Source organism: Pseudomonas antarctica, assembly GCF_001647715.1.
Lineage (GTDB): Bacteria > Pseudomonadota > Gammaproteobacteria > Pseudomonadales > Pseudomonadaceae > Aquipseudomonas > Aquipseudomonas antarctica_A.
Window position 1 is genome coordinate 4117138 of the sequence record NZ_CP015600.1, and the last position, 11961, is coordinate 4129098.

At 62.6% G+C, this 11961-nt stretch carries 11 protein-coding genes and 1 pseudogene; 6 read left to right on the forward strand and 6 right to left on the reverse strand.

What is annotated here, in order from left to right:
• The first annotated feature begins 4 nt into the window (after nucleotides 1-4).
• Genes A7J50_RS18385 through A7J50_RS18395 form a run of 3 tightly spaced genes read left to right on the forward strand, consistent with a single transcriptional unit; the run spans nucleotide 5 to nucleotide 2367 of the window.
• Nucleotides 5-826 (forward strand): molybdenum cofactor biosynthesis F family protein, encoded by an 822-nt coding sequence (locus A7J50_RS18385; RefSeq protein ID WP_064453097.1) that lies wholly within the window; start codon nucleotides 5-7, stop codon nucleotides 824-826.
• Nucleotides 819-1622: an SDR family NAD(P)-dependent oxidoreductase gene (locus tag A7J50_RS18390; protein WP_064453098.1), complete on the forward strand. Its 804-nt coding sequence runs from the start codon at nucleotides 819-821 to the stop codon at nucleotides 1620-1622. The genes A7J50_RS18385 and A7J50_RS18390 overlap by 8 nt, the downstream gene beginning before the upstream one ends.
• Nucleotides 1612-2367: an SDR family oxidoreductase gene (locus A7J50_RS18395; RefSeq protein ID WP_064453099.1), complete on the forward strand. Its 756-nt coding sequence runs from the start codon at nucleotides 1612-1614 to the stop codon at nucleotides 2365-2367. The genes A7J50_RS18390 and A7J50_RS18395 overlap by 11 nt, the downstream gene beginning before the upstream one ends.
• Nucleotides 2368-2428: 61 nt before the next feature.
• Here A7J50_RS18395 and feaR read toward each other — a convergent pair whose 3' ends face one another.
• The 3 genes from feaR to A7J50_RS18410 form a co-directional block, all read right to left on the reverse strand.
• Nucleotides 2429-3370, reverse strand: a complete 942-nt coding sequence (gene feaR / locus A7J50_RS18400; RefSeq protein WP_064453100.1) for a transcriptional regulator FeaR — start codon at nucleotides 3368-3370, stop codon at nucleotides 2429-2431.
• A gap of 111 nt (nucleotides 3371-3481) precedes the next feature.
• Nucleotides 3482-4078 carry a DUF3156 family protein gene (locus A7J50_RS18405; RefSeq protein WP_064453101.1) on the reverse strand — a complete coding sequence of 199 codons (597 nt, stop codon included), beginning with the start codon at nucleotides 4076-4078 and terminating at the stop codon, nucleotides 3482-3484.
• Nucleotides 4041-5540, reverse strand: a complete 1500-nt coding sequence (locus A7J50_RS18410; RefSeq protein ID WP_064453102.1) for an APC family permease — start codon at nucleotides 5538-5540, stop codon at nucleotides 4041-4043. The genes A7J50_RS18405 and A7J50_RS18410 overlap by 38 nt, the downstream gene beginning before the upstream one ends.
• Before the next feature lie 218 nt (nucleotides 5541-5758).
• On the opposite strand from A7J50_RS18410, the gene A7J50_RS18415 reads away from it, so the two are divergent.
• Complete coding sequence (locus A7J50_RS18415) at nucleotides 5759-7081, forward strand: hypothetical protein (protein WP_064453103.1); 1323 nt, start codon at nucleotides 5759-5761, stop codon at nucleotides 7079-7081.
• A 32-nt stretch (nucleotides 7082-7113) separates the two neighbouring features.
• On the opposite strand, the pseudogene A7J50_RS18420 reads toward A7J50_RS18415, so the two are convergent.
• Nucleotides 7114-7593 (reverse strand): annotated as a pseudogene (locus tag A7J50_RS18420) (flavin reductase family protein); the annotation flags it as partial.
• Between the two features lie 57 nt (nucleotides 7594-7650).
• The gene (locus tag A7J50_RS18425) at nucleotides 7651-8820 is read right to left on the reverse strand and encodes a p-hydroxyphenylacetate 3-hydroxylase oxygenase component (RefSeq protein WP_064453105.1); all 1170 of its coding nucleotides are present in this window, start codon (nucleotides 8818-8820) and stop codon (nucleotides 7651-7653) included.
• A gap of 236 nt (nucleotides 8821-9056) precedes the next feature.
• Here A7J50_RS18425 and A7J50_RS18430 point away from each other — a divergent pair, with 236 nt between their 5' ends.
• Together A7J50_RS18430 and A7J50_RS31430 are read left to right on the forward strand one after the other, a co-directional pair.
• Entirely contained in the window at nucleotides 9057-10544 is a 1488-nt protein-coding gene (locus A7J50_RS18430) for an aldehyde dehydrogenase family protein (protein WP_064453106.1), read from the forward strand.
• A 181-nt stretch (nucleotides 10545-10725) separates the two neighbouring features.
• Complete coding sequence (locus A7J50_RS31430; protein WP_156526293.1) at nucleotides 10726-10929, forward strand: hypothetical protein; 204 nt, start codon at nucleotides 10726-10728, stop codon at nucleotides 10927-10929.
• 60 nt (nucleotides 10930-10989) lie between these two features.
• Here A7J50_RS31430 and A7J50_RS18440 read toward each other — a convergent pair whose 3' ends face one another.
• On the reverse strand, nucleotides 10990-11919 hold the full coding sequence (locus A7J50_RS18440) for a pyridoxamine 5'-phosphate oxidase family protein (RefSeq protein ID WP_064453107.1): 930 nt from the start codon (nucleotides 11917-11919) through the stop codon (nucleotides 10990-10992).
• Nucleotides 11920-11961: the final 42 nt, after the last annotated feature.

Sequence of the window (11961 nt, forward strand, 5' to 3'; positions counted from 1 at the left end):
TGCCATGACGAGTTCCCCAGACTGGATCACCGTGGGCGCCCTGGCCGACGGGTTTGCCCCGCAAGCGTTTATCCTGCCCAACCTCGCCGAACTGGCCGGCAAGACGTTTACCCTGCACTTCGCCAATGGCTGGCAGATCGAGCACCGTTTCGAGCAGGACCGCCTGGCCTGGCAGGCCGCCGACGGGCACTCCAGCGGCAGCGCGCCCTACCGCGCCACCTCGATTCGCCCGGGGTTGTACCTGGTGGACTTCATCAAGCATGAGGCCGGGCAAAGCTGGTCGATCAGCCTGGTGCTGGATACACCGGGCGAGTCGTTTACGGCGGTGATCGGCCGCCTGCCCGAACAATCGGAAACCCACGAAGGCCTTTACCACCGAGCCCTGGCCGGTAAACCGCTGAGCTCGGTGCAGGTCGACTTCCTGCACGGCAGCCTCGACCGCCCGTGGCAAGACGGCCACTGCCTGCATGCGCCAACCGACGAACTGCTGGGCCTGCGCAATCAATATCGCTACAGCCCCAGCGAAATCTATGAGCACATCTACCTCAACCCACGCTTCTATGCCTGGCAATGTTTGAAGGGCGTGGAGCAAGGCTTGTGCGACACCGACCGCTGCCACTACTACAAGATCGCCGAACAGCTGTACCTGTTTGTGTGGCAAGAAAAAATCGTACCCACCCTCGGCCTGGTGCTGATCGACCTGCAACAGCACCGCAGCGACGGCAAAATTTTTGGCTACGCCGGGGCGTCATTCGATGCGCTGTCGAACTTCCCCATCAGCTCCTATTGCCAGGTGCTTAACCGCACGGAGTACCCTCGTGACTGAGCCGCGCACGGTCGTCATCACGGGTGCCGGCACCGGTATCGGCGCTGCGTGTGCGCGGTTGTATGCTGAGGACGGCGCGCGGTTGGTGCTGATCGGCAGGCGCCGTGAGCCGCTGGAACAGGTGGCCCGACAAACCGGCGGACTGATCCTGGTGGGCGACGCCGCCTGCCCGGACACCTGGGACGGGTTTATCCGGCAGATCCGCGAACACTACGGGCGCCTGGATGTGCTGCTGGCTTGCGCGGGTGGCCATGGCGTGGGCAGCGCGACCCAGACCAGCCCGGCCACTTGGGAAAGTGCACTGCGCAGCAACCTCGACAGCGCGTTCTACAGCGCCCGCGCCTGCCTGCCGATGTTGCAGGAAAGCGCGGGCAATATTGTGCTGATCGGCTCCATCGCCTCGTTGGCGGCAGGGCCCGACGTGTGCGGCTACACCACGGCCAAGCATGCGCTCCTCGGGCTTAACCGCTCGCTCGCGCGGGATTATGGGCCCCACGGCGTGCGGGTGAACACGGTATGCCCGGGCTGGGTGCACACCCCCATGGCTGATGCGGAAATGCAGCCGCTGATGAATGCCTATGGCGATACGCTGCAACAGGCTTATGAACGGGTGTGCGCCGATGTGCCGCTGCGCCGGGCCGCACGCGCCGAGGAAATCGCCAAAGCCTGTCGCTTCCTGGCGTCCAGTGATGCATCGATCATCACCGGGGCGACGTTGGTCGCCGACGGCGGTTCGAGCATTGTCGATGTGCCCACATTGGCCTTCACGCGACTGGAGCCCAGCCATGGTGAATGACCTGGATTTCAGCGGACGTGTGGTGTTGGTCACCGGCGGCGCGCAAGGCATTGGGCTCGGTATCGTCGAAGCGTTTGCCCGTCGCGGCGCGCAGGTCGTGATTGCCGACCGCCTGCTCGCGCAAGCCCAGGAGGTTGCCGCCGCACTCTGCGTGCAGGGTTACCGCGTCGAAGCCGTGGGCGTCGACCTGGCGGAGTCAGAGGCGGTGTTCGCCTGTGTCCAAGGGTTGGCGCGACTGGATGTCCTGGTGCACAACGCCGGGTATTTTCCGCTGACGGCGTTTGCTGACATCACCCCGGCCATCCTGCAACGGACCTTGGCGGTCAACCTGTCAGCATTGTTCTGGCTGACCCAGGCGGCCTTGCCGGCGTTTCGCGCGCAGGGTCGTGGTTGCGTGCTGGTGACGTCTTCGGTCACCGGCAATCGGGTCGGCTATCCAGGGCTCAGTCATTACGCGGCGTCCAAGGCCGGGGTCAACGGCTTTATTCGCAACGCGGCGCTGGAATTGGCGTCGCTGAAGGTGCGGGTGAATGGTGTGGAGCCGGGCATGATCGCCACCCCGGCGATGGGCAACCTGGGCGACGCCGCGCTGAATGCCAGCATCGCCAGCCGCGTGCCGCTCGGGCGCCTGGGCTCGGCGGCGGATATCGCCGGCGCCATGCTGTTTCTGGCCTCCGATCTGGCTGGCTATATCACCGGCCAAACCCTGGTGGTGGACGGCGGGTCGACCTTGCCGGAAGTCTGAAACCCGGCTCGGTTCCAATGTGGGAGCAAGCCCCGCCCCACATTAGCGTTGAAGACCCGGGTTATGCTCCCGCTGCCTGCAACCGGCTGGACCGGAAATCCTTGGGCGACACCTCGAATTGCTTCTTGAACGACCGGCTGAAATGCGCCGAGTCAGTAAAGCCCCACTTGTAGGCAATCGAGGTGATCGACTCACTCCTGAGGAACGGGTTGGTCAAATCATCCGCGCTGCGTTTGAGCCGCGCCCGCTGGATATAGCGACAGACGCTGTCGTCTTGCTCCTCAAACAACCGGTACAGGTGTCGCACCGAAATATTCAGCCGATTGGCCAACCCGATCGGGCTGAGGCCGGGCTGGCTGAGCGACTCATCAATCACCTTCTGCACATAACTGCGCAGGTTATTCCCCTGCAACGCCGCCAAGCCTTCACGGCACTCATCGCCCTGCTCCAGGGCCGAACCCAGCAGCGAGACGAACGCGGTTTGCAGCGCCTCGACTTCACCCGCACCATCCGCCGTGTCGTCCTTGCACAACTGGTCCATCAGCACATGCAGCATGCGCCCACAGGCTTTGGTCGAAGAGATCTTGCCGAAGGCATGGGCATCGCCGCCCAGGTGCTTGCACACATCAGGGCGCGACAGCGACAACGAGGCATGCTCAATGAGGCCGAAGGGGGTGATTTCGATAGAGCCCACAGAGTCCATCAACAGCATCTCGCCGGGCGCCAGTTGCAGGGTCTGGCCGTTCTGCACGATCTGCGAGTAACCACTGCGCTGGCTGACGAGGAAACAATCCTGGTCATTATCGTGGTCGGCGTGGTGCGCCGGGCGCTTGATCAGCCCGGCATTGGTGCGCAGGATCGCCAGGCCACGCGGCAAGTTGTTGATCTCGCCGATAAACAGCGAGCGGTTGAACGCCAGTTCAGTGTCGAAATGACCGCACGCGGCGCGCAGCTCGTGGTTCCAGCTGTCCAGCCCGTCGTGTGCATGCTGTGGGATGCTCATGGGGTGCCTCCGCAATGGTTTTTTTTGTTGTTCTGCTGCAATAGTTAACATGTTATCTATATGCACGCAACAACTACCTGTTTGCCATTACGAAAGCACTATTGATGCCAATCAGAGGTTCGACAACACCCGCTGCAAGCCGGCCATCGTCGCAAGTAAATGCCCGCGCTGCACCGGGCTCAGCGCGATGTAACGCCGAAACGCCGGCAGCCGATTGACCACCTCGCTGCCGCCCATATGCTCCAGGCGCAGGCACCATTGCTGGTCGTGCAGTTCGATACGCAGGCGCTTGAAATCCAGCGGCATCAGCGCCTGGAATAATGCGTCGTCGGCCAGCAAGCACGCCTGTAACTCACGGGCCAGCGCCGGGTTGCCGGAGCGGCGGCGCACGCAAACGCCCCGGCGTCGAATCGCGCCGCCATGGTGCACCTCGAAGCTCGCCGTGCCCGCTGTCGACGCGGGCACGCGCAGTACAAATTCGGTCATCACCATGTGCATCAACAACTGCGATTCGGCGCGCTCGACAATCTCCAGCGTCACCTCATCCACACACACTTTTACCTGTGTAGCGGACAGCCGCTCGACGTTCGCCAGCCCCAAATTACGCCGCAGATGCTCCAGGGTCACGCCCGGCCGGTACCCCGCCGGAGCGCGATCAGCGCGAAACAGCTCAAACAGTTTTTGCCGCAAAGTCGCCATAACCATCATCTGGGAGCCCCGGTTCGTTGCTGAATTCCTTGGCCAGCACCTCCTCCACGGAGGCCGGCTTGAAGGGGTTGACCTTCTGCACCACCAGGGTCCAGAACAACGCATACGCTGCGGTGATGGCGAGCATCACGCCAAATGGCACGTAGATATCGGCCGGGTTCATGCCCGGTGGCGTGATGAACCACATGCCTAAAAGGATGCCGATACTCGACACGATCTGCGGCAGCGGGAACCACGGCGAACGGTAGGCCCGTGGCAAATCCGGCCGGCGAATACGCAGGATCAACACCGACACCGTCACCAGCAAATAGGCAAAGCTCCACGCACACACCGCCGCCAGCACCAGGTGCATGATGTTGTCGGTGTTGCCGCCCAGGTACAACGCGTGCAGGCAGGGAATCAGCATTGCCACCAGGATGCACAGCAGCGGCGTCTTGAAGCGCGGGTGCAGGTAGGTGAAGACCTTGGGCAACGCGCCGTCCACCGCCATGCCATAGAGAATGCGTGGCACGCCTGCCATCAGGGTGTTGATGGTTGCGGCTCCGGCAAACAGAAAACCGATGCCCAGCCACATCGGGCCGATCTGCCCCATCACCTGCTCGGCGAACTTGGGGATCGCCATGGGCGTGTCCAGCAAGTGCACGCCGGAAGCGGCGTCCAACACGACGTTTTCCACCTGGCGCTTCATCGCCGCGCCATAGATGAACATGCACGTGGCCACGCCCACCAGCCCGAGCATCATCGCGCGCGGCATGACCTTGGCCGACTGGCGCAGGTCCGGCGCCAGCGGCGTGACGAACTCACAGCCGACAAACATGAACATCGCCATGCCCACCAGCGACAGCACGGTAATCAGGTCGGTGCCCACCAGTGATGCACCGAACCAGCCGTCCAGTTGCACCGCCGGCGCGGCAATCAGGCCCAGCACGCCAAACACCATCAGCGTGGTCCACATGCCGAAGGTGAGGATGATTTCCGCCCGGCCAAACGCGCTGACGCCAAAGGCATTCAGCACACCGAAGACAATCACAAAGCCCACGCCAAGCAGCCACGAACCGCCGGCCGACTCAGCCAGGGTATTGAGGTGTTCGAAGTTCACCAGGGCCATCACCCCGGCCAGGATGGTCTCGGCGGTGCCGGCAAACACATGCACGATCAGGTAGGCCGACAAGGTGCCGGTGATCGCAAAAAACCGGCCCATGCCGCAGTTGATGTAGTCGTACACCGAACCGGTGGTGGGCAGGATAGAAGCGGCTTCGGCGAACGTGGTGGCCTGGGCCAGCATCATCACCACGGCGATCAGCATCGCCAGGGCAAATGCGCTGCCGCCGATGCCAAACCCCATGGTGGCGGTGAGTATCACCGGGCTGGCCATGATCAGGCCAATGGTGCTGGCCAACGCGGTGGGGAAACCTACCGTGCCCCGGTTGAGGTGCGCGGTGAGTCGGTCGTTGATCGACATGGTGGGGTCCTCGAAAGCGGTTTTTTTTAATGTGTCGGCACTGTGCGCCCCACCCGAGTTGATCGTCTTGCCCCTGTCTGCCGCCGGTTTTGTTGCTCCCTGCCACGGCGAACCGCCTGGCGGCCAGGGTCAATTCCCTGGCACGCAAATGAAAGACTTGGGCGCCCACCGCTCGCCCTAATGCGCCCTCACTCTTAACCAAGATGGGGACAATAACAATGGAGCACACACTGAAAAATCGCCGCCTGCGCCAGGCGGTCGGCCTGGGCATGGCATTGCTGGTCTGTAAGGTTCAGGCGATCGAGCTGTATGCCGATGCCGACACCAAAGTCACCGGCAATTTTCTCGCCGTGTACGGGATGTTCAACAGCCCGAAAAACTACGATGGGCGTAGCGGTGGCTCGACCTGGCGCGAGGCGTTCATCAAGTACGGCCTGAGTGTCGAACACAGCCTGGGCAGTTTTGGCGGCGTGTACGGTACGGCCAACCTGGTGAGTTCCGGCACCTGGGGCGATGGTGATGCGTCCGGGGTCACCAACGGCACAGAGCGCACCACCAAGTTTGACGAAGCCTTCGCCGGCTGGCGCTCCGGCGACCTGTTCGCGGGGTTGGGCAAGGACGGCGTAGACCTGTCGTTCGGCCGGCAGATCATCATGCTGGGCGATGGTTTCATCATCAACGACGACGGCCCCAACCTCGGCAAGGGTGTGGGCGACGGTGAGTTCAATCGCGGCGGCGCCTACTACATCGCCGCACGCCATGCCTTCGACCAGACGGCGGTGATCCGCCTGGGCGGCAAGGACGGCGTGCATGGCAGCCTGATGTGGATAAAATCCGACAACCCGGCACAGGCCATGACTGAAATGGCCGCCGGCACCCTGGAATACAGCGCCGCACCGGGTACCCTGGGCCTGACCTACATTCACGGGATCGACGTGGATGAGCGCTTCGCTACCGACCTGCAGCGCCAGCGCAAAGGCATGAACCTCTACAGCCTGCGCGGCGCCGGCAATGCCGGCATCGACAGCGCGCACTTTGCCTTTGAACTGGCACGCCAGGACCGTCGCGACGCCCAGGAAAATGCCGGGTACGCCGAAGCCGGCTACACCTTCACTGACCTGCCGTGGTCACCGGACCTCACCTACCGATATGCGCGATATTCAAAAAACTGGGACGCCATGTTCTCAGGCTTCAATCGCGGCTACGGCACCTGGGTTCAAGGCGAGGTGGCGGGCAACTATTCCGGCCCGTACAACAGCAACACGGCGGTGCAGCACGTGGCGCTCAAGGTCAAGCCGCTGGACAACCTCACCCTTGGCGCGCTGTTCTTCGACTACAGCACGGTCAGCACCCGCGGCCAGTTGAACCTGGTTGGCCGCGAGCTGGACCTGTATGCCGAATGGGCCGTCAACGAACACCTGATCATCACGCCGCTGCTCGGCCTCTACAAACCCAACAAGGATGCAGAGACCGGCGGCAACCAGGTCGGCGGCAACGGCACCAATGTCTACAGTCAGTTGGTGGTCGCCGTACCGTTCTGAATCGCCTCGGGCGCGCAGGGACGCAGCGCCCGAACCTCGGCATAGGCGCCTTGATGATAGAGCAACGGTGCGCGGCCGAAGTCATCGAAGGCCACCACCTTGCCGATCATGATCCAGTGGTCGCCGCCGTCCACCTGCTGGTACTTCTCGCAGTGAAACCGCGCCGAGCAATCGGCAAACACCGGCGAGCCACCCTCCCCCGGCTCGTATTCGATCAAGGCGAAGCGGTCTTCACGCGGGCGCGCAAAGTTATTGGACAAGTGCACCTGATCCGCCGCCAATACATTCACTGCAAAGTGACTGGCTTCCTCAAACACTTCATGGCTGTTGGAGCGTTTGTCGATGCTCCACAGCACCAGCGGCGGATCGAGTGACACCGAGTTGAAACTGTTGGCGGTCACGCCCACCTTGCGCCCGGATGCAGTGGCGGCGGTGACCACGGTCACGCCGGTGGCGAAGTTGCCCAGGGCGCGGCGAAAGGCCCGTGGGTCGAAAAGGCTGCTGTCAGACATGCAAGACTCCCGGGCGACCGCGCACGGTCACCCTGATGGTTATTGTGGAAGAACCCGTCACACCATGCTCGGGTCAGGTTCAAGGCCCATCAGCTCACGGCCGAGGATCTGCGCGCAGACATCGTAGTCGGTGTAGGCATGGGCACCGGTCATATGGGAATCGCGGAACAGGCGCTGCATCTCGTTGTGTTCGAACCAGGCATTGCCACCTGCGGCAGCGAACAGGCGATCCACGGCTTCGATGCACATTTTGGTCGCGTAGGCCTGGTTAGTGCGCCAGAACGCCAGCGTCTCGCGGCTCGGGTAACGGTGCGCGGCGCTGTGCTCGGCGTGCTCCTGCCAGGTTTTTTCGAGGAATGCGCGGGCGGCCGCCACCTGGTGGGTGGACTCGGCCAGGCGCATCAGCGCAGGGGTAGCCGCGCCCACAGCGGCGCCGGTGTAGGCGCGCACGCGGGTTTTGGTTTTTTCGCGAAACACCTCCAGCATGCGTTCGGCCACGCCCAGGCTCACGGTCGAGAAGCCGCTGGCGAAATACGGCCGGTACGGTGCGTAAAAGATCTTGCTGTCGGGATAGAGACCAAAGCCTGCGGACTTGCCTTCCATCATGTCCTTGGCCTTCTGGATCCGGTGTTCGGGCACCCAGGCGTTGTCGATGATCAAGGTCTTGGTGCCACTGCCTTTCATGCCGGCGGCGTACCAGTCGTCACGGATCTGGTAGTCACTGCGCGGCAACACGGCAAAGCAATAATCCTGGGTGCCTTCGGTGTTCTGCCGACGACAGCCGACAATCGCCCACTCGCCATGGTCGCAGCCGCTGCTCCAACCCATTTCACCGCTTAAATGCACACCGCCATCGCCCTCCACCACTCGCCCGAACGGCGCAATACTGCTGCTGGCCGTGGCATCCGGGTTGGCGCCCCAGATTTCCTGCTGCAAGGTTGCCGAGAACAACGCCAACTGGTGACTGTGGGTGCACAACAAGCTCATGGCCCAGGCGGTGCTGGCGCAACTGCCGGCGAGCAAGGCAATGCAGTCGGCGAACTCCGGCAGCGACAGCTCCAGGCCACCAAAGGCCTTGGGTTGAAAGGCACGGTGCAGGCCAATGCTTTTGAGCCAGGCGATGTTTTCATCCGGTACCTGGCGCTGCTGTTCGGCGCGCGCGGCATTCGCGGCGATGGCGGGCAGGAGGGGCTTGAGGTCTTCGAGGAGCGGGTTTGGCTTTTTCATGGACGGCCCTGCTTATTATTGGAGGTCCGGCAGGTGCGCCACGTACAGGCACGGCGCCGGATGCAGGGCCAGTATCGAACGCATTGCACGGGCGCAAAATGCACATTCGGCAGGCAAGGTTGTACTTTTCATAGACGTGGCAGGCACAGACATAAGGCGCGGCAGGCACAGTCAAGCGCTGCCTTCGCGCGTTGGCTACCCTCGGGTTTTCCTTTGTGAACTGCCAGGAACCTGCCATGAGCGATATCCCGCTGCTGCCCCAAGTCGAAGCCTTTTTGCGTCGCCAGCATGGGCTGTTTATTGACGGCGCCACCGTGCACAGCCATGCCAGCCAGACGTTGACAGTGACCAACCCTGCGACCGGCCAGGTGATCGCCGAGTTCGCCGATGCGGACCTTGCGGATATCGATGCAGCCGTGGCCTCCGCCAACCGAGGGTTCCAACGATGGTCCCAGGCCGCACCGGCCACACGCGGCAACGTGCTGCTGAAACTCGCTGACCTGCTGGAACACAATCGCGAAGAACTGGCGCAGATCGAAACCTGCCAGTCGGGCAAAATCATCCAGATTTCCCGCGCGTTCGAGGTCGACCAGGCCGCGCACTTCCTGCGTTATTACGCTGGCTGGGCCACCAAGATCAGCGGCCAGACCCTCACACCGTCGTTGCCCTCCTTCAACGGCGAGCGCTACACCGCATTTACCCTGCGCGAGCCGGTGGGCGTGGTGGTCGGTATCGTGCCGTGGAATTTCTCGACCATGATCGCCATCTGGAAACTCGCTTCTGCGCTGGTGACCGGTTGCAGCATCATCATCAAACCCAGCGAATTCACCCCGTTGACCATCCTGCGCATCGCCGAACTGGCCATTGACGCCGGGCTACCGGCGGGTGTGCTCAATGTGCTGACCGGCGGCGGGCACGTCGGCAAAGGCCTGGTGGAACACCCCGGTACCCACAAAGTGTCGTTCACAGGTTCCGTACCCACCGGTATCGCCGTGGGCCGCAGCGCCATGGGCGCCGGCCTGACCCGCGCGACCCTGGAACTGGGCGGCAAAAACGCCGCCGGTTTCTTGCGTGACATGGAAGCGGACAAGGCGGTGGACGGGATTATCGAGGCAGGCTTTTTGCACTCCGGGCAAATCTGCGCGGCGGCCGAACGCTTCTTCGTGCACCGCTCGCAGATGGACGCCGTGTTGGAGAAGCTCAGCCAGCGCCTCAGCCGACTGACGATTGGCTCGCCCCTGGACGAACGCACCGAATTCGGCCCGGTAACCCACCAGCAACACCAGCAGAAACTGCTCGGCTACTTCCAGCAGGCGCGCGCCGAAAACAACACGATCATTCACGGCGGCAAGCTCATCGACCGGCCCGGCTGCTACGTCGAGCCCACCGTGATCCTGGCTAACAGCGTCAACGACACCCTGCTCAACGAAGAAACCTTCGGCCCCATCGCCACCTTCCTGCCCTACGACAGCGAAGACGAACTGCTCGCGCTGATGAACAACAGCCCCTACGGCTTGAGTGCCAGCCTGTGGACCCACGACCTCGGCAAGGCATTGCGCATGATACCGGCCATTAACGCGGGCACCGTGTGGGTGAATATGCACACCCTGCTCGACCCGGCCGTGCCGTTCGGGGGCAATCGTTCTTCGGGGGTTGGACGGGAGTTCGGCAGCGCGTTTATCGAGGATTACACCGAACTTAAGTCAGTGATGATTCGGTATTGAGGCTGCTTGGCATCGCCACCTGCGCCTCAATATCGATCAACCACTCCGACGCCGACAACCGATTGACGATAATCCACGAAGACGGCGGCGGGTTGCGTGGGAAACGCTGGCACGGGGCTTGCGCTATCGGCTCCTGCCGATCGCGAGCGTGCTAGGCGATATACAGCCGCAGCATGATCATATGGGCAAGCTCGCCGCCGACCGCGGCCAACACCTTTTCGCCATTGTCCAACGCGATGGCGGTTTGCTCAGCGATGCCAGGCCCGACGGTTCGCACATCGGCGACGTATTACGACACGATGCCTGCCCAACGTTTTTCGGCCCACTGCTTGCCGAGGGCCAGCATGGCGTACTCGTCCTCGACTGTGCCGCTGACAAGCACTGATCAACGTGCGCCGTCAGGGGTAAATGAGGCATTACATCGGGTGTGTTCGCTAGGCTGGAGTTAATGCCCCATCGCCAGGTTATAGGGCGAAAACCCCGCAAAATTCCACCTCAACGCCAATGCCGCCGGGCGGCGCACCACCTGCTCCACGGTCACCGTCCACAACCGCTGCGCCCCCTCAAACGCCGCCACTTCGGGGCCGCCGAGAATCAGCGAAGTGCGCCCGGCCACCTGCATCACGTCGCCCGATTCGAAATCGATAAACAACAACCCTGCCACCGGGTTCGCCAAAAGGTTGCCCAAGGTATTGAAGAATAGATTGCCGGCGAAGTCAGGGATGGTCAGCACGTTGCCGTCGACACGCACAAAACCGGTATTGCCGCCGCGATGGGAGACGTCCACCGAACGTTGGCCTTCCACGTCCACAAAGCTTGCGACGAAGAAGGTGTCGGCGTTGCGGATCATGGCCCGCGCCGTATCGTCCAGACTGTTGGAGCACTCGGCCAGGGTGCCGGGTTTGCGCGCAATCGCATCGATCGGGCGCAGTTGGATGTACTTGGGGCAGTTTCCGAACGTGTGCACGACGTCGACCGAGAAACCCTCCCGATCGAGGCGGCCGATGCAGCCATTTATACGGTTGCGACGCCGGGTGTTGAGGTCAATGCCCAGCAGGCCCACCGACGCGCCACTGAGTATTGCAGGCAACGCCGGGTCACCCTTGGACGGCATGCTGTCGACCTGTAACGCCTGCGGATTCGGTGAATGGGCAAACCCCGGCGCGCCTTCCAGCAGTGTCGCCCACGGGATGCCCTGTTCGTCCACCACACCGAGCACCAGATAAGGCAGCAACGGATAAAAATCCCGATGCTGCTCCGGCAAATGATCACGGATCACCTTGGGCCCGACCACTGCCATGCGCTCGGCAACGCCGGCACTTTCCTGCATCTGCCGTTCGCCGGCATGCCAGGGGGACTGTTCGATCAGGTTCATCGCGATCACCTCATAGTCGATGTGCAGAGGCTAAGCCCAGCC

What these genes read in the sequence shown, in the direction of transcription:
- A7J50_RS18415 (WP_064453103.1), top strand. Translation starts at nt 5,759, where the DNA reads ATGGAGCACACACTGAAAAATCGCCGCCTGCGCCAGGCGGTCGGCCTG.
- A7J50_RS18440 (WP_064453107.1), bottom strand. Translation starts at nt 11,919, where the DNA reads ATGAACCTGATCGAACAGTCCCCCTGGCATGCCGGCGAACGGCAGATG.
- A7J50_RS18425 (WP_064453105.1), bottom strand. Translation starts at nt 8,820, where the DNA reads ATGAAAAAGCCAAACCCGCTCCTCGAAGACCTCAAGCCCCTCCTGCCC.
- A7J50_RS18410 (WP_064453102.1), bottom strand. Translation starts at nt 5,540, where the DNA reads ATGTCGATCAACGACCGACTCACCGCGCACCTCAACCGGGGCACGGTA.
- A7J50_RS31430 (WP_156526293.1), top strand. Translation starts at nt 10,726, where the DNA reads ATGGGCAAGCTCGCCGCCGACCGCGGCCAACACCTTTTCGCCATTGTC.
- A7J50_RS18405 (WP_064453101.1), bottom strand. Translation starts at nt 4,078, where the DNA reads ATGATGGTTATGGCGACTTTGCGGCAAAAACTGTTTGAGCTGTTTCGC.
- A7J50_RS18430 (WP_064453106.1), top strand. Translation starts at nt 9,057, where the DNA reads ATGAGCGATATCCCGCTGCTGCCCCAAGTCGAAGCCTTTTTGCGTCGC.
- A7J50_RS18385 (WP_064453097.1), top strand. Translation starts at nt 5, where the DNA reads ATGACGAGTTCCCCAGACTGGATCACCGTGGGCGCCCTGGCCGACGGG.
- A7J50_RS18395 (WP_064453099.1), top strand. Translation starts at nt 1,612, where the DNA reads ATGGTGAATGACCTGGATTTCAGCGGACGTGTGGTGTTGGTCACCGGC.
- feaR (WP_064453100.1), bottom strand. Translation starts at nt 3,370, where the DNA reads ATGAGCATCCCACAGCATGCACACGACGGGCTGGACAGCTGGAACCAC.